Raw genomic sequence first — 16,039 nt, forward strand, 5'->3', positions numbered from 1 at the left:
TGCATATTTTATCAACAGCTTTGTAGCTCTGCTGTCCTAGACTTCTTCGACAAACCCCAAAGAGGGCATGCCGTAAACTGAACTACGACACACCCTCTCCCTCCATCTCTATTTAATAAGCATAAGAGTGTTTTTGTTTAGCGAAGTACCACCTTTTGCACAGTAGTCGCAACTCCTGTCTGTACCTGCAAGAGATAAACACCTCTGGGGAGGGAAGATACTCCCATCCGAACTACATCGGCATCCACAGCCAAGCTACGTACTTGCTCTCCGTTCAGAGTAAAAAGTTTAATCTTTTGTATATCAGAAGCTTCAATCCCAATTAGATCTGTTGCAGGATTGGGATACACCTTTACTTTAACTTCGCGACTTACCTCTTTGGTAGAAGCAGGGAATGAGTAAGTATAGGTATAGTCTAATTCCTTCTCAGCCGATCCTCCTGAGAGAGAATAGTAAGTCTCCTTGGTTCGACAATTTTTTAGCCCACGCAACACAACACGAGATATCTCGGTAAAAGGTAGCTGCGGATAGAAAACCTTTGTTCCATCTATACTCTTGTCATACTCGAAGACTCTATCAAAAACTCGTCTCCCTCCTTGATTGACCCCCACAAATGAGATCAAATTATCATCTTCGTATTTATATATATCTTCTTTAAAGACAGTAGCCCAATTGTCCATAACAGACCTATACTCAGCCTTAAGCAAGTTGTCATTTGCATCATAAGTATAGTCAATTGAGGCTCTAGCTGTCTCTACTCTATCTGCTCCACTTCCGGACAATCCATAAAGCGTTTCCTTGATTAGGAGCTTTTTATCATTGTATTCATACCTTATCATTTGGTTAGCCGTAGTTGTTTCTTCCCAGCGATCAAGCAATCCATCTTCTCTATAGAAGAAGTCCATTACGTTGAAAGGTTTGGTAAGATCGAGCATATAGACTGTGCGATGAGTCATCTGGTTCTTCTCATTGTAGGTATACACGAAACGAGTATCCACTACAGTCGGTTCTTGGTACCACGTTGCAGGATCTTCGGTCGGCTTCTCTACCAATACCTTGTAGATGTCTAAACGTACAATGTTGCCATGATCATCGTAATAGAGCGAATCAGTATGCATTCTAAGGTCTTCGTACTTGAATAGATCTCTGGCAACGAATCGGTTTTCTTTGTCATAGACAAAACGATAAGAGAAATCCTTGAGTTGATCTGAGCTATAAATTCCCGAGAGAAACATCTCCTTTCCTTCATTTGCTGGTAACGAAGCAGATTCTGGTACCTGGGCAGAGGCCACCCCCAAGGAGGCCACAGCTAAAAAAAGAGAAGTAATTGTTCTTTTCATATCTCATTGTTTTTCGTTAATACGATCAGGTTTATTTGTATAGTATCGTACTATAACCCCATCGACACAAAGGTAGGAAACAAAATCACAAAAGCAAACAAAAGGCCTAAAAAGAAGCTATAAATAGCTACTAAAACCCATTTCACAAGACATATGTAGGTATATCAACAGGCTTTCTCATACATATGACAGGCGAGATAAGGGAATTAGAAGAACAACCTATTTAGTACGAAGTTTCCTCAACTGATAGTCCATAATAATCGGTAGCAAAAAAATGGAGGGGGGGGGCCTCCGATAGACAGGGAAAAGCAGAAAGTGCTGTGATCGGAGAAATCACTTATCAAAATCCACGAATCGACTTGTCGTCAGGACGCTTGAAATTCCGCTTCTCCATACGTTTCCAATACTCCTCGTTAAGATCTTTCTTTTCTTCCTGTGGTTTAGTCTTGCGAAGCTCCTCCGGCTTTTGTTCATCCAGAGGTAATTCGTTTATCTGCCAAATCTCATTTGTGATCCATTGAGCTTTGACAAGCAGTTTCTTGGGAAGGTAATAGACCTCTTCCGGCAATCGATCCGGATATTGGCCGGTATCCCAACGCCCATTCGCATTAGCATCGATAAAGAGGCGCGCGTAATACTCTCCGGCATTGATATAAGGAAACACAGCCTTGCCATTGACGGTGTTGGTCATTGCTAATACATTCTCAGTATTGTCGAGGAGCTCTACCACGCAATTATCGGCTACCGGAGAGATCTCCAACTCTACACTGCCGTATTCCTGCTCTTTCGCCAGCTCCAGAGTAAAGCTGAAGGCTTTATTCACCTGTCCATAGTAATCCTGCAATACAGCCTCATCAATAGAGAAGCGATACAGACTCCCCCACTGCCAATCAGAAGACAAACGATATACACATTCATTTGCGGGCAATGTTTCTATCTGATAGTTCAAGAAAGGCCTCCAAATACTGTCTGATTTGACCTCCACACAAATAAGACTGTCAAGCTGCTCTACAATAGGATGGGGCGAAGTAATAGAAACCGTGTCCAGCGGTGTTTTGGAATAAATACCCTTGCTACCGAAGACTTGCAACTCAAAACGAGGGCGTTTGTCTTGTATCTGACCTGTACTGTCTGCCGGCTGTTGTACTACAGAAGGCCGATCTTCTTTCTCTTTGGCTTTGCTTTCTTTCTCATTTGTGGCAATAGGGGTAGCCTCTTTGACTTTCTTATCGTCCTGAGCTATAGGAGTTTTTTTCGATTTTTGTTTGTGTAAAAATAACGTATCGGTAAGCACGATAGGCTGACGAAGGGAATCTAGACTTGAATAAGAGACTTCAAGCGGAATGCTATCTCGAGCGGACAAATCAGGAGAAAGGATCTCGTACCGCAGAGTCGTAGCATTCTCCCTAATAGCAGCCAAGAATGGATAGGGCCTACTGGGGCGACTCTCCACAGTGGGGCGACTTAGCTCCCTGAATAAACTGTCGGGCAAAGAATCCACTGTAACCCTCCGACTGACCGGCAACACAAGTGACGAAACAGAAAGAGAGTCCGGGAATTTAATCTCCGGCATTTGATCAACCGGGATAGCAAAATTCAGTACAAAAACCGCCGAATCCGGACGTTCGGACTTGAGTAGCTTCTGAGCATCTTGCACAGGGCGAAAAAATCGCAATATGATCTCCCGAGAAGAAGAGGGCGGTAAACTTCCTTGTGAAAGATTGCCAGGTACAGCCAGAAGAGCTGTGTCTGCTCCATTCAAAAGAATACTATCCTGCAATGATTCGGAAGAAAGAGACTGCCCCTGAGTAGAGCTTATCAGGGAAACAGAATCGAGTGCGGCAGTAGCCACAACCTCAGCTTGTGAAACTTGCCTCTCCTTCGATACAAGAGAGGCAGGATTAGCAGGCAAGGAATCGGACATTTCCTTATGGATAGTATCCGACAACACGCTGTCAACCACCTCCTCTCTGGGCAAATCCTGAACTGCGCAGTGAATTTGCTTATCAAAGGCTAAACCCTCTCCATTGGGAGAAAGCATATAGTTTCGGTCTATATCCTGAAGGGCATAAATACGATAGCAAGAATCCGGCAAATGAAGTAGAGAGAAATGGCCATCACTACGAGTCGTTGACACTCGGTAGAAGGGCTTGGTAATAATGGCCGAGTCCCCACGATCGACATGCACCCCAACCTTCAAGCCCTCCATAGGCTCTAATGTGCGAGCATCCACGACTACTCCACTCAACCGACCGTTATCCAAGTGATCTCCGGTAGAGAATGAGTACACAAATCCCTCTATCGGAGTATTCTCGTGTATATCGGCAACGGCATCGGAGAAGTCGATCGCATAGGTTGTATTAGGGAGGAGATCTTCCTGAAGTTCAATAGTAACATTTCGTCCCGATACTTTGATTTTTGGCGGTTCGGCTTGAGGGGGCGAAAGTGTCACCTTGGTGAGGGGACTTTTCACCTGCACTATTTCGTCGAACTGTAGCCTAATTCGCTTACCCTCTACCTGTACACTGTTAGGTAGTGGTGTAGCCAGAAGGAGCTTGGGAGGATCCTGATCAAAAGGTCCTCCTTCGGGAGATGCTTTACTGGCACAGGCTGAAAGACCCCACGTCACCGCCAAAAACAGCAACGATACCCATAGCTGTTCACAGCAACGTACCGAAGAGAAGAAGCGAGACACTGGTCTTACCGATAGGCTTGACGAATCAATTCGGCTACTTTAGCCAGCTCTTCCTGCGTAGGATTGAGCTTTTCTTTTCCGAAATGGATATCGGACTCTTGCTGCATCGGTACCAAATGAATATGTGCATGCGGTACTTCCAGTCCAATCACAGCTACTCCGATCTTTTTGCAAGAAATTGCCTCCTTGACAGCCTTTGCTACACGTTTGGCAAAAACTGTCATTGCAGCCAAATACTCATCATCAAGATCGAATATATAATCCACTTCTCGCTTGGGGACAACCAAAGTGTGCCCCATAGCCAAAGGATTGATATCCAAAAAAGCGTAATAATCGTCGGTTTCGGCTATTTTATGCGATGGAATCTCACCATTGATGATCTTACTGAAGATTGTTGCCATTGTATTTCTTTAGATCCATTGGACTTCTAATGAAAACAAATATAAGGAAAGAGATTTGTTTAGATTGCGATCTCCACGATTTCAAAGGTCTGTATACCTCCTGGTACAGTGATTTCAGCCTTATCTCCCACTTTCTTTCCCATAAGACCTCGAGCGATGGGGGTGTTTACAGACATCTTTCCCTCTTTGATATTGGCTTCCGAGTCAGACACCAGCGTATAAGTCATAGTAGCCCCATTCTTGAGATTCTTGATCGTGACCCGATTGAGTATCTGCACAGTATCCGTCCCTACGAGACTTTCGTCTATAATACGGGCGTTAGCCAACAGACCTTTGAGCTGGCTTATTTTGCTTTCTAATATACCTTGTGCTTCCTTGGCCGCATCATATTCGGCATTTTCAGACAAGTCCCCCTTGTCTCTTGCTTCGGCTATCTGTCGAGAGATCTCCGGACGTTGCACACTCTCCAGTTCGTTGATTTCGGCCACCAACTTGTCGTAGCCGTCTTGTGTCATATAGGTGTATGCCATTGTTTTTTCTTTGTTTCCGGACCAAGGATTCGCAAAATGCAAACCTCAACCCTGATACACTTGTTTTCTTATATTTCGATAAACTTCTTTTGCAACCGGATAATGCAAAACAGAGACTGCCCACTTTGCAGTGGGTAGTCTCCGATTTTTCTTACCCTTCCTCCGAATATAGATAATCCGAATAGACTGAGACCTCCCTACCGGGTTCCATCTGAGAGAAGCTCTTTGAGAGCTATTATCTGCCTGGATTATCAGCTTTCTTCAGCTTTGTCCCCTGATACAAGCGACAAAAAAAGTGGGGGGACAGACATTAGGCCCACCCCCTCCGCCAGACTTCTTTCGGAGGTCCGGTATGCTTAGAAGTTTGCTAAGTTTAGAGCTTTTTAGCAGCGTCTGCAACTTCCTTAGAAGCTTCCTGAGCTACTTCCTTTACTTGCTCAGCAGCACCTTCCATTGCTTCAGCAGCAGAGTCAGCTGCAACCATCATATTTTCTTCAGCCTGCTTCTGAGCTTCAACTTGAGCAATAGAGTCTGCAATGCGAGCAGAGTCTTCAGATGTAGTAGTATTGGTCTTACCGCCACAAGAAGCGAGAGTCATAGCTGCAGCTATAGCTGCAACCGCTACAATTTTCTTCATGTTGTTTCTAATTAAATGAGATAAGTAATATTCTTAATATCGGGTACAAAGGTACAATAAGTTTTAGTATCGCAAAATCATGCTGTTCATATCTCAGAAATTCAAGTATTCGAGCTCACAAAAAGAGAAACTCTGAAAAGGAGCAACCCCCTCTGGAGAAAAAAAAGAATGGAACAGCATACATATTATAATAGTGCAACAGCCCTCCTCTTCATCGTCTCTGTCCTACTTGACCCCAATCCCTCTGTAAATAATATCGTATATGCGAGGGATATCGTACACATTTCGCCCATCAATCACTAAGGGCGTATGCATACTCCGGCGCACAACCTCCCACGAAGGCATTCGGAACTCCTTCCATTCAGTGACATGAAAAAGCGCATCGGCTCCTATAAGCGCATCATATTTGTCCATAGCATAGCGGACTTTGTCGCCCAATCTGCGTCTTGCTTCATCCATTGCAATCGGGTCATATACAGACACAATGCACCCGGCAGCCAAAAGGGCCTCTATCAGGACTAATGAGGTTGCTTCTCTCATGTCGTCCGTTCCGGGCTTGAAGCTCAATCCCCATACGGCAACCTTGCGCCCAGTAATATCTCCATCAAAATAAGCCAAGAACTTATCGAAGAGGACACTCTTTTGCTCCTTGTTTACAGCCTCTACCGCCTCCAACACCTGCATCCTGTAGCCATTCTTTCTGGCTGTCTCGATGAGAGCCTTGACATCTTTCGGGAAACAAGAACCTCCGTAGCCACAGCCGGGATAGAGGAATTTACTACCAATACGAGAATCGCTACCGATCCCCATACGCACCATATTGACATCCGCACCTACTCTCTCACACAGGTTGGCAATATCATTCATGAAGCTGATACGGGTAGCCAGCATGGCATTGGCCGCATACTTGGTCATTTCTGCTGAGGAAATATCCATGAAGAGTACACGGAAATTATTTAGCAACATCGGTTTGTAGAGGTAGGTAAGCAGTTCTTTCGCTCTTTCGCTATCGACACCCACAACCACACGATCCGGACGCATAAAGTCCTCCACAGCATTTCCTTCTTTCAGAAATTCGGGATTAGAGGCCACATCGAATGCTATATCCATCTGGCGTTCAGCTAATTCATGAGAAACAGCATCTCTGACCAAATAGGAGGTACCCACCGGCACCGTACTTTTGCAAACGATAAGTTTGTAGCTATCCATAGCTCGCCCAATGTTGCGCGCAACTTGCAGCACATATCTCAAATCGGCTGCCCCGTCTTCATCCGGAGGAGTCCCCACAGCTATAAATACAATCTCCACATAAGGGAGTACGCGATCAAGCTCCGTATCGAAATGAAGGCGTCCGGCCTCGAGATTACGTTTGACAATAGCCTCGAGCCGAGCCTCGTAGATGGGCACAACACCTTGCCTCAGTTTCTCTATCTTTTCTCCGTCTACATCCACACAGTAGACTTCCGCACCAAGCTCGGCAAAGCAAGCTCCGCTCACCAGGCCTACATATCCTATTCCTATGATCGCTATTTTCATCTCGGGTGATTTCTATTGTCTGGAGGGATTGATTTATGACCGTTCACAAAGAAGCTCTCGCACGCCCAAAGTCCAATGAGAAGGTCTGATCCCGTATGCATCATACAGCAGGCTGTTCGACAAGACGCTGTATGCAGGTCGGATGGCAGCCGTAGGATACTCCTCTGTACTGATAGGTCGAAGAATACAGGGGTGCTGAGGGGATGGACGGAAAGACAGTGCATAAGCGGCCAAGTCATACCAAGAAGCTACTCCCAAATCACTGTGATGCAAAAGGGGAACTCGGAATTTAACATCTCGGTTGAACACCATGGCTATATCCAATAAGCTCTTGGCCAAGTGCGGAGCATAGGTAGGCGAACCTATCTGATCGACTACTACTCCCAATTCGTCTCGCTCGCTGGCAAGACGCAGCATATTGAGAACAAAATTGGAGCGATAGGGAGAGTAGAGCCATGAGGTTCGCACAACAAGAGCACGCCCGACAGAAGCAAGGGCCGCCACACCCTTCTCGCCCTCAAGTTTGCTGGCTCCATATACAGATCGGGGAGCCGGGAGATCCTGTTCGGTATAGGGGCGATTCTTCTCTCCATCAAACACGTAGTCACTACTGATCTGTATCATTCCGGCATAATCTAAATCAGCAATGAAAGAAGCCAGCTTGAGGGGAGCAAAAGCATTGAGAGCAAAAGCCTCTTCTCTATCCTCTTCGGCTTTATCTACAGCTGTGTAGGCTGCACAATTGATGAATATCAATTTGTCGTTTCGTTGGTCAAAAGAGGAGTTGGACAGCAGGCTCTCTATCCCCCTTTGCAGACTCTCCGAATCCTGATTGATATCCAGCACATCTCGGCCGGGGTTTACAAAGCATAAGTTCTCACGCCCGGCCGCCTCTGCCGCAAGCGCAAGGCCCAACTGTCCTTTCCCTCCGGTAGCTATTACATGAAGCATTCTTTCAAGAGATCGGTTTGTCCGATCATTAGTCGTTTTCGTCTTTTGTCTTGTATCGCTCTGAGAGCAGGGTCAGAAAGTTTCCAACCCTACTTAAGGCCTCTGTTGTTTCTTTGGTAACGGGCTTACCTTGGAGCTTTAGCAGATAATAGCCGTAAATTCCCTCCAACAGAGTTTCGATTTCACCACATTCTTTCCCATCGGACTTCTCCCTCAATCCTACAATGTAGGGGAGAACCTGATAGTACAGACTTGTGTACAACTGCTCCTTAGGATCAGCCAATAGATTTCGGTGCAAATCCTCCAGCTGCATCAATACAATACGCAGAATATTAAGGTGTCCTTCTTGGCGAAGGCCTTCACCTAGCATCATATCGAGCAGTTCGGCATAGCGACGTTTGACCTCCTTAGCTTCCTCTCCCTCGATGCTATAGCGACTCAGAAGAGAGCACTCCAGCTTATCCATATCCAAGTCACAAGCTCTTATCAAGTCCTCTACCTGCCACATATATAGCAAGTAATTGACAATATGGTCAGCTCTAAGTTTGTCAGCTGTGATCATCGTCGGTCGTTGTTTAGGGCTGCAATATACGCTCTACATCTTGCTCCTTTGCATCATGTGGTGCCGGGGTTATGCCCAGCAATCGGCATAGCAGAGGGTAAATCGTGATATTAGGTATGGGTTGCTCTATGCGATGGGCATTGGGGAAGTCCGGACCGAATGCTGCGAACAGGGCTAACATCTCGGGATGAGCATTGTCATACCCGTGCGCCCCTCCTGTAACGAAGGTTGGGTTAGTACTGAAATAAATATAGGTACCGATATCCGGTATCAACACAATCTCCCCAATGCGAGGATTGGAACCGTAGTGCAGCCGATCGGGAATGTCTGCTTTGCGATAAACTTTGACATGAGGCACCTGTTCAAGCTGCTTCATCACCTTATCGACCTTACCCGGCAGAGGGTACAGGATTGCCGGTACGCCATCTACTATGTATTCAAAGTCTTTTTCATCGAGCCATTGAGCTAGATTTATGGACTGCTCAGGGGTATAGGTAGCCATACCATGATCCGAGACAATGAGGAAATCGATCTGATCTCGATTGGGCAGCTTGCGTAAGCGAGCCAACATCTCTCCGACAACCTTGTCCATCTGCTCTACTTTCTCGATTGCCTGCCTGCTATCGGGAGAATAGGTGTGACCGGTATAGTCCGGCTCCTCTATATACCACAAAATAATGCCGGGGGCTGTCTCTTGTGGCATACTGAGCCAATGTATTACAGAGTCTATGCGCGTCAGTGGGCTGATTTTGCTATTGTATTGCATCCAGTAGTCTGGCCGTTTTCCTCCAATAGCCGCTTCGCTGCCTACCCAAAAGAATGAGGCCGAGCGTATCCCTTGTCGTCCCGCGGTTGCCCATATCGGCTCTCCATGATAGAAATCGCCACGTTCTACGGACTGACGATCTCCAATACTGTAGCGACCCAACTTTTTGTCAAAAAAACTATTTGCCACTAAACCATGATGATTGGGATAAAGCCCGGTCACCATACTATAATGATTAGGGAATGTGAGTGTGGGGAAGCTAGGTCTGAGCCTTCCCGAAACTCCGACTGAAGCAATCGAATCGAGATTAGGGGTTCGTGCCTTGTCGAGATAATCGGCACGAAAGCCATCGAGCGAAAGGATCACTACTTTGCGCTCATTTCCTTTTTGCTCCTTAACGACAGCATTGTCGTTTACTGTAGCAGCTGATCCAATTATCGTTGTCGCAGATCGAGTTGTGCAGCCGATCATCAAACCGGGGACAAACAATAGCAACAAGCGAATCATTATATATTTTCTCATTGTATCACATATTTATTTTCACCAAATATCCTCCAAAGATATATAAAGGACACCATCCACAGGCTATTTTGCCACAATTACAAATATCATTTTTTGCCCCGAAGCATTTCCCGAGCATCCTTATAATTTGCTACCTTTGTCAGACCAATCTTGCATCCAAATAGATCCGATAATACAACAATGGAACAAAACAATTACGCTGTCTTTTCCGGCTCCAAGTCCAGGTACCTGGCCGAGAAGATTTGTACAAGTCTGGGCTGCCCTTTGGGCAAGATGACAATCGAACACTTCGCCGACGGAGAGTTCGCAGTGTGGTACGAAGAAAGTATCCGTGGTAAGGATGTTTTTCTGGTACAGAGTACCTACCCTTCGGCTGACAATCTGATGGAGTTATTGCTGATGGTAGATGCCGCCAAGCGTGCCTCCGCACACTATATCACAGCCGTAATTCCCTACTTCGGTTGGGCACGTCAGGACAGAAAAGACAAACCTCGTGTATCTATCGGAGCCAAGCTGATTGCCGACATGCTCAGTGCGGCCGGCATAACCCGCCTGATAACTATGGATTTGCATGCCGATCAGATCCAAGGATTCTTTAACGTACCAGTGGATCATTTGTACGCATCGGCTCTTTTCCTCGACTATATACACAACAATCTGCCTCTGCAAAACCTTGTCATTGCTACTCCGGACGTAGGTGGCACCAAGCGCGCCAACAGCTACGCTCGCCATTTGGGTGTACCGATGGTGATTTGCCACAAGAGTCGCATCAAAGCCAACGAGGTTGCAGAAATGCGTATTATTGGGGATGTAAAGGGAAAGGATGTATTGCTTGTGGATGATATTGTAGACACAGCCGGCACTATTACCAAAGCAGCGGATTTGATGATGGAGCATGGAGCCAATTCGGTTCGTGCCATAGCAAGTCATGCAGTGATGAGCGACCCGGCCTCTATGCGTCTGGATCAGTCCAGAATCATGGAAATGATATTTACGGACTCTATCCCCTACTCTCAGAAATGCGAGAAAGTCAAAGTCCTCTCTTGTGCGGCTATGATCGCTGAGAGTATCAAGCGCGTTTGCAGTCACGAATCAATTAGTTCTCTCTACTCTTTCTGATCAGAGACAAGGAACGCACAATAAAGCAAAAAGGGCTGCCCGGTCTATGGGCAGCCCTTTTTTGTATGGTCCGAAATCTCTGACTCTGTTGTATAACACGACATTCGTTACATTATTATCGATATTCAGGCTTGATCATATACCACAAGTAGTTCTCTGCACTCTGGTCTCGATGCCCTCAGGATTACCTCATTCTGCAAGGGCGACAAAAAGACAAGTTTTAATTGCCTTTTTGGATCCATGCAAAGGGTTCTCTATTTCAGTTCCCCAAAAACCGATATAAAATCACTCTTCACAGAAAAAAACAGTACCGCAAGAAGTACACCCCCAACAAGGGTGAGGGGCAGAGGGATCCTCGTTCCCCTGAATAAGTTTTCCTTGGCGTACAGCCTCGGCCGTGGCTTCATCCATTGGAGCATATACAACATCTACAACGGAATTTTTGCCACAAGCAGGGCAATTCACCGGCTTTTCGGCGAAACTAAAATTGAGTGGTCTGTGTGCTCTCATAATTTCTATGTTGATTAGGTTTAATTCATAAGTTCTCAATAGCTAAATACTCTACCCTGCCAAAATGTTTTAAGGAGAGAGAAGTTCTCTACTTCGGAAAGAGAAGGGAAAACCGCCCTATCGGCTTAGTACGGCAAGTCCGTGAGTGGAGTTCCACTCAGAAAGTCATCTTGAGATTGCAGGGGAGTTGTACCCATAACGGCAAGTGGATCTTGCGCTTCTTCGTCTGTTCGGCCAGCCGCAGACTCTCGTATGGTAGAAAGCTCGGCTTCCAGGGGGAGGAATTTGGCAAACTCAGCCCGGAAACGAATACGCACATCCCCTATGGGACCATTTCGATGCTTGGCAATGATAAATTCCGCCAAGCCGATCAGAGAGTTGCCATCCGGATCCTGAAATATCTTATAGTACTCGGGTCTGTGGATAAAGCAAACGATATCGGCATCTTGTTCAATCGCCCCTGATTCACGCAAGTCCGAAAGTTGAGGGCGTTTACTATTGAAATCCCCTTGCCGGGTCTCTACACCACGATTAAGCTGCGAAAGAGCTATGATCGGTATCTTGAGTTCCTTGGCCAATACCTTGAGAGAGCGAGAGATCATACTCACTTCCTGCTCTCGGTTACCCACATTCATCCCTGATGCATTCATCAACTGCAGGTAGTCGATAATGATAATCTGCACACCGTGCTCTCGCACCAGACGTCGGGCTTTTGTGCGCAACTCAAAGATAGACAGAGAAGGGGTCTCATCTATGAAAAGCGGTTTATCGGTAAGGACTTGTAGTTTCTTGTCCAACTGTGCCCATTCGTATTTTTCCAGACGACCACTTTTGATTTTGTCGCCCGGTATTTCACAGACATTGCTGATCAGACGCTTTACCAACTGCACCGAACTCATTTCGAGGTTGAACACCGCAACCGGGATATTGTAGTCCACAGCTATGTTTCTGGCCATTGAGAGGACAAAAGCCGTTTTCCCCATGGCAGGGCGTGCAGCAATGATGACAAGATCCGAGCGTTGCCATCCGGAGGTCATCTTGTCGATAGCCGGGAAGCCCGATGTGATACCACTGATACCACTTGTCTGGTTGGCTGCAATACTTATTTCGTCCAAGGCCTGCTTGATGATCGGATTTATTTGGCGCACCTCTTCCTTGAGGTTACGCTGTGAGATCTCAAACAGCTCGGCTTCGGCCGATTGCATTTGATCTTCTATGTCCTCAATATCATCAAAAGCATTCTTCAGCACCTTGCTGGAAAAGCTGATCAACTGCCGGCTCATGGACTTCTGAGCCAAGATAGCAGCATGATACTCCAGATTGGCCGAACCGGCCACACGCAGAGTAAGGGAAGCAATATAGCTGGGACCTCCTACCTCGTCGAGCTTCTCCGTACGCCGTAGCTCTTCGGTCACAGTAAGCAGGTCTATAGGCTTCTGTTTGGATGCCAAACTCACGATCGCCTCGTAGATCAACTGATGTATCTTCAGGTAGAAAGTAGAAGGTTTGAGCAGGTCACTTACCGATGAGTAAGCATCCTTCTCCAGCAATATAGCTCCCAAAACAGCTTCTTCCAGCTCTATTGCCTGCGGTGGTATGCGCCCCTCTATGGGGTTAGCTATAACCACCGGATCTTGTAGTTTGGATTTCTTCCCCTTAGTTGCCGGCATATCGGTATGGAGTGATGGTAATTTTTGCGCTTTCAGTCTAATTTCAAAACAGCCAAGAATGCTTTCTGCGGAACTTCTACGGAGCCGATTTGCTTCATCCGCTTTTTCCCTTCTTTCTGCTTCTCCAAGAGCTTACGTTTACGAGAGATATCTCCTCCATAACACTTGGCCGTCACATCCTTGCGAACAGCTTTCACGGTCTCTCGGGCTATAATCTTAGCTCCGATAGCTGCCTGAATAGCAATGTCGAACTGTTGCCGGGGGATCAGCTCTTTCAGTTTCTCGCACATCCGCCTCCCGAAACTTTGAGCATTGTCGAAGTGAGTGAGTGTAGAGAGAGCATCCACGGTTTCTCCGTTGAGCAGAATGTCCAGTTTGACCAACTTAGAGGGGCGGAAATCCGATATGTGATAATCAAAAGAAGCGTAACCCTTGGAAATACTTTTGAGTTTATCGTAGAAGTCGATCACTATTTCCCCGAGGGGCAAGTCATAGATCAGCTCCACACGATCTCCGTGTATATACTCCTGCTTGATAAGAATCCCCCGCTTGCCAAGACAAAGAGTCATGATCGGCCCGATGAAAGCGGTATTGGTAATGACCGAAGCTCGTATATACGGCTCTTCTATATGGTCGATAAGCGTTGGATCCGGCAATCCACTGGGGTTATGCACCTCGGTACAGCTTCCTTTCTTGTCGTAGACTTTGTAGGATACGTTGGGCACAGTGGTGATCACATTCATGCCAAATTCGCGATCCAAACGCTCCTGAATAATCTCCATATGTAGCAGGCCGAGGAAGCCACAGCGGAAGCCAAAGCCCAAAGCTGCTGAGCTCTCGGGCTGAAAAGTGAGAGAAGCATCGTTGAGTTGGAGCTTCTCAAGCGAAGCTCGCAAGTTCTCAAAGTCTTCTGTTTCGATAGGATAGACCCCGGCAAAAACCATTGGCTTAACTTCTTCAAAGCCGGCAATCGCTTCGGGAGCAGGCCGATTGATATGTGTAATCGTATCGCCCACCTTCACCTCTTTGCTTGTCTTGATCCCAGATATGATGTATCCCACATCTCCACAGTTTACCGTATTGCGAGGGGACATACCGAGCTTGAGAACGCCCACTTCGTCGGCATCATACTCACACTCAGTCGCCATAAATTTCACACGATCACCCTTGCTTATACTTCCGTTCACGACCTTAAAATAGGCAATAATCCCACGAAAAGAATTGAATACAGAGTCGAAAATCAGACACTGCAAGGGCCCATTGGGATCACCTACCGGAGCAGGTATCCTCTCGACTATGGCGGACAAAATCTCATCCACCCCCAATCCGGTCTTTCCACTGGCCCGAATAATGTCTGCCCTGTCACAGCCCAAAAGATCTATGATTTGATCCTCCACTTCATCGGGCATTGCGCTGGGCAAGTCGCACTTATTGACGATAGGGATAATCTCCAAATCGTGCTCCAGAGCCATATAGAGATTGGAGATTGTTTGGGCTTGAATACCTTGCGCAGCATCAACGATAAGGAGAGCTCCTTCGCAGGCAGCGATGGAACGAGAAACTTCGTAGGAGAAATCCACGTGTCCCGGAGTATCGATCAGGTTCAGCACAAATTGCTCGCCTTTGTAGCTATAGTTCATCTGTATGGCATGGCTCTTGATCGTGATACCACGTTCGCGTTCCAGATCCATATTGTCCAAGACCTGATCTTGCAGGTCTTTGCCACTCACGGTTTGCGTTATTTCGAGCAGACGGTCGGCCAAGGTACTTTTGCCATGGTCGATGTGAGCTATGATGCAGAAGTTTCTAATATTTTTCATCGGGGACAAAGATAGCAAATCGCAAGCCTTGTAACCAGAGCTTTTTCTCCGGAAAAAGAGTTCAAACCCGGAGCTGCTTGCATCTCTCCTTAAATATAGGGAAAGAAAATAGCTGTCCATTACTGCCAACCGAGATATACCTCAAATTTGAGTCTTTCGCAAGGGCTCCAAAACAGCAATTAAGACTCGTCTTCTTGTCTACTTCGCAGAATGCAGTAATAGCAAGGTATCAAGACTGAGACATAGAGAAATACTTAATGGTATATGACCAAGCTTGAATATCGAAAATAACGCAGTGAGTGTTGTGCTATGCAACAGTTTCAATCCTATATCGTAGCAGGGAATACTGTAAACAGAAGTAAAACATCATATTGAGAAAACCAATAGAAAAAAGGCGTTTGGGAGACCTTTTTATCCCCTCCTAAAACACCGATGAACAGGGCATTCTGAGAGGGTCAAATTCTCTCCTGAGAGAAATTTTGCTAACACAGGAGAGAACGAAAATTCTCTGAGGAGAGAAATTTCGCTCTCTCCCCAGAGATTTCTTTTTGCGTAGTATGGCAGTCGATCTTGGCTATTTTGAGATAAACTCTTTTTAATGTATACACATATATATTTTGCACTATATAATAATAAATACTGATCCCATGTAGTTTTGTGCAACGATATGATACTAAAGAATGCAGCAACCACTATATCGTATGATAAGTCCAAAGGTGAGAATACAAAAAAAAGGGGCGTCACCGCCCCTTCTAAAGTTGTCTCACAAGGATTCGAACCTTGACAAACAGAACCAAAACCTGTTGTGCTACCATTACACCATGAGACAAGCCCAAAGCTTCTCGGGTCTGCTTGACAGGAACCCCGAAATGCACCGCAAAGGTAGTGTAAGTATTTTTTCCCCGCAATACCCTGACCGAAGGACTACCGCCTTAGCTTATGGCCGGAGAGAGACGGGTCTCTCCAATCGACACTTTCCT

13 protein-coding genes and 1 tRNA gene are annotated in these 16,039 nt (G+C 46.2%); 1 reads left to right on the forward strand and 13 read right to left on the reverse strand.

Annotated features, from left to right (window positions below; translation table 11 throughout):
- Positions 1 to 137: 137 nt before the first annotated feature.
- The 9 genes from B5D48_RS04300 to B5D48_RS04345 form a co-directional block, all read right to left on the reverse strand.
- On the reverse strand, positions 138 to 1,340 hold the full coding sequence (locus tag B5D48_RS04300) for a T9SS type A sorting domain-containing protein (protein ID WP_023936451.1): 1,203 nt from the start codon (positions 1,338 to 1,340) through the stop codon (positions 138 to 140).
- A gap of 340 nt (positions 1,341 to 1,680) precedes the next feature.
- Positions 1,681 to 4,035 (reverse strand): Ig-like domain-containing domain, encoded by a 2,355-nt coding sequence (locus B5D48_RS04305; protein ID WP_023936450.1) that lies wholly within the window; start codon positions 4,033 to 4,035, stop codon positions 1,681 to 1,683.
- Between the two features lie 5 nt (positions 4,036 to 4,040).
- On the reverse strand, positions 4,041 to 4,436 hold the full coding sequence (locus tag B5D48_RS04310) for an HIT family protein (RefSeq protein ID WP_023936449.1): 396 nt from the start codon (positions 4,434 to 4,436) through the stop codon (positions 4,041 to 4,043).
- Between the two features lie 59 nt (positions 4,437 to 4,495).
- Positions 4,496 to 4,966 carry a transcription elongation factor GreA gene (gene greA, locus B5D48_RS04315; RefSeq protein ID WP_023936448.1) on the reverse strand — a complete coding sequence of 157 codons (471 nt, stop codon included), beginning with the start codon at positions 4,964 to 4,966 and terminating at the stop codon, positions 4,496 to 4,498.
- A 373-nt stretch (positions 4,967 to 5,339) separates the two neighbouring features.
- Positions 5,340 to 5,603, reverse strand: coding sequence for a hypothetical protein (locus B5D48_RS04325; protein WP_023936443.1), 264 nt, complete (start codon positions 5,601 to 5,603; stop codon positions 5,340 to 5,342).
- 225 nt (positions 5,604 to 5,828) lie between these two features.
- Positions 5,829 to 7,139, reverse strand: coding sequence for a UDP-glucose dehydrogenase family protein (locus B5D48_RS04330; protein WP_023936441.1), 1,311 nt, complete (start codon positions 7,137 to 7,139; stop codon positions 5,829 to 5,831).
- Positions 7,140 to 7,172: 33 nt separating this feature from the next.
- Positions 7,173 to 8,090, reverse strand: coding sequence for a dTDP-4-dehydrorhamnose reductase (gene rfbD / locus B5D48_RS04335; protein WP_023936439.1), 918 nt, complete (start codon positions 8,088 to 8,090; stop codon positions 7,173 to 7,175).
- Between the two features lie 28 nt (positions 8,091 to 8,118).
- Positions 8,119 to 8,652, reverse strand: coding sequence for a DUF4924 family protein (locus tag B5D48_RS04340; RefSeq protein WP_023936437.1), 534 nt, complete (start codon positions 8,650 to 8,652; stop codon positions 8,119 to 8,121).
- Between the two features lie 13 nt (positions 8,653 to 8,665).
- Entirely contained in the window at positions 8,666 to 9,940 is a 1,275-nt protein-coding gene (locus B5D48_RS04345; RefSeq protein WP_078801681.1) for an alkaline phosphatase family protein, read from the reverse strand.
- Positions 9,941 to 10,120: 180 nt separating this feature from the next.
- Here B5D48_RS04345 and B5D48_RS04350 point away from each other — a divergent pair, with 180 nt between their 5' ends.
- The gene (locus B5D48_RS04350) at positions 10,121 to 11,059 is read left to right on the forward strand and encodes a ribose-phosphate pyrophosphokinase (protein ID WP_023936432.1); all 939 of its coding nucleotides are present in this window, start codon (positions 10,121 to 10,123) and stop codon (positions 11,057 to 11,059) included.
- A gap of 285 nt (positions 11,060 to 11,344) precedes the next feature.
- Here B5D48_RS04350 and B5D48_RS04355 read toward each other — a convergent pair whose 3' ends face one another.
- The 4 genes from B5D48_RS04355 to B5D48_RS04370 all read right to left on the reverse strand — a co-directional run bounded on the left by B5D48_RS04355 (position 11,345) and on the right by B5D48_RS04370 (position 15,888).
- On the reverse strand, positions 11,345 to 11,569 hold the full coding sequence (locus B5D48_RS04355; RefSeq protein ID WP_023936430.1) for a hypothetical protein: 225 nt from the start codon (positions 11,567 to 11,569) through the stop codon (positions 11,345 to 11,347).
- Between the two features lie 125 nt (positions 11,570 to 11,694).
- A complete protein-coding gene (dnaB, locus tag B5D48_RS04360) occupies positions 11,695 to 13,239 on the reverse strand; it encodes a replicative DNA helicase (protein ID WP_023936429.1) in 1,545 nt (514 codons plus the stop codon).
- A gap of 32 nt (positions 13,240 to 13,271) precedes the next feature.
- Complete coding sequence (lepA, locus tag B5D48_RS04365; protein WP_036888446.1) at positions 13,272 to 15,059, reverse strand: translation elongation factor 4; 1,788 nt, start codon at positions 15,057 to 15,059, stop codon at positions 13,272 to 13,274.
- A 758-nt stretch (positions 15,060 to 15,817) separates the two neighbouring features.
- Positions 15,818 to 15,888: transfer RNA gene (locus B5D48_RS04370), tRNA-Gln, on the reverse strand.
- Positions 15,889 to 16,039: the final 151 nt, after the last annotated feature.

The sequence above is a fragment of the Porphyromonas crevioricanis genome (assembly GCF_900167225.1).
Taxonomy (GTDB): Bacteria; Bacteroidota; Bacteroidia; order Bacteroidales; family Porphyromonadaceae; genus Porphyromonas; species Porphyromonas crevioricanis.

Bases quoted from the DNA above. Each gene is read 5' to 3' on its own strand.
- B5D48_RS04300 (WP_023936451.1), bottom strand. From the start codon at position 1,340: ATGAAAAGAACAATTACTTCTCTTTTTTTAGCTGTGGCCTCCTTGGGG.
- B5D48_RS04310 (WP_023936449.1), bottom strand. From the start codon at position 4,436: ATGGCAACAATCTTCAGTAAGATCATCAATGGTGAGATTCCATCGCAT.
- greA (WP_023936448.1), bottom strand. From the start codon at position 4,966: ATGGCATACACCTATATGACACAAGACGGCTACGACAAGTTGGTGGCC.
- B5D48_RS04325 (WP_023936443.1), bottom strand. From the start codon at position 5,603: ATGAAGAAAATTGTAGCGGTTGCAGCTATAGCTGCAGCTATGACTCTC.
- B5D48_RS04330 (WP_023936441.1), bottom strand. From the start codon at position 7,139: ATGAAAATAGCGATCATAGGAATAGGATATGTAGGCCTGGTGAGCGGA.
- rfbD (WP_023936439.1), bottom strand. From the start codon at position 8,090: ATGCTTCATGTAATAGCTACCGGAGGGAAAGGACAGTTGGGCCTTGCG.
- B5D48_RS04340 (WP_023936437.1), bottom strand. From the start codon at position 8,652: ATGATCACAGCTGACAAACTTAGAGCTGACCATATTGTCAATTACTTG.
- B5D48_RS04345 (WP_078801681.1), bottom strand. From the start codon at position 9,940: ATGAGAAAATATATAATGATTCGCTTGTTGCTATTGTTTGTCCCCGGT.
- B5D48_RS04350 (WP_023936432.1), top strand. From the start codon at position 10,121: ATGGAACAAAACAATTACGCTGTCTTTTCCGGCTCCAAGTCCAGGTAC.
- B5D48_RS04355 (WP_023936430.1), bottom strand. From the start codon at position 11,569: ATGAGAGCACACAGACCACTCAATTTTAGTTTCGCCGAAAAGCCGGTG.
- dnaB (WP_023936429.1), bottom strand. From the start codon at position 13,239: ATGCCGGCAACTAAGGGGAAGAAATCCAAACTACAAGATCCGGTGGTT.
- lepA (WP_036888446.1), bottom strand. From the start codon at position 15,059: ATGAAAAATATTAGAAACTTCTGCATCATAGCTCACATCGACCATGGC.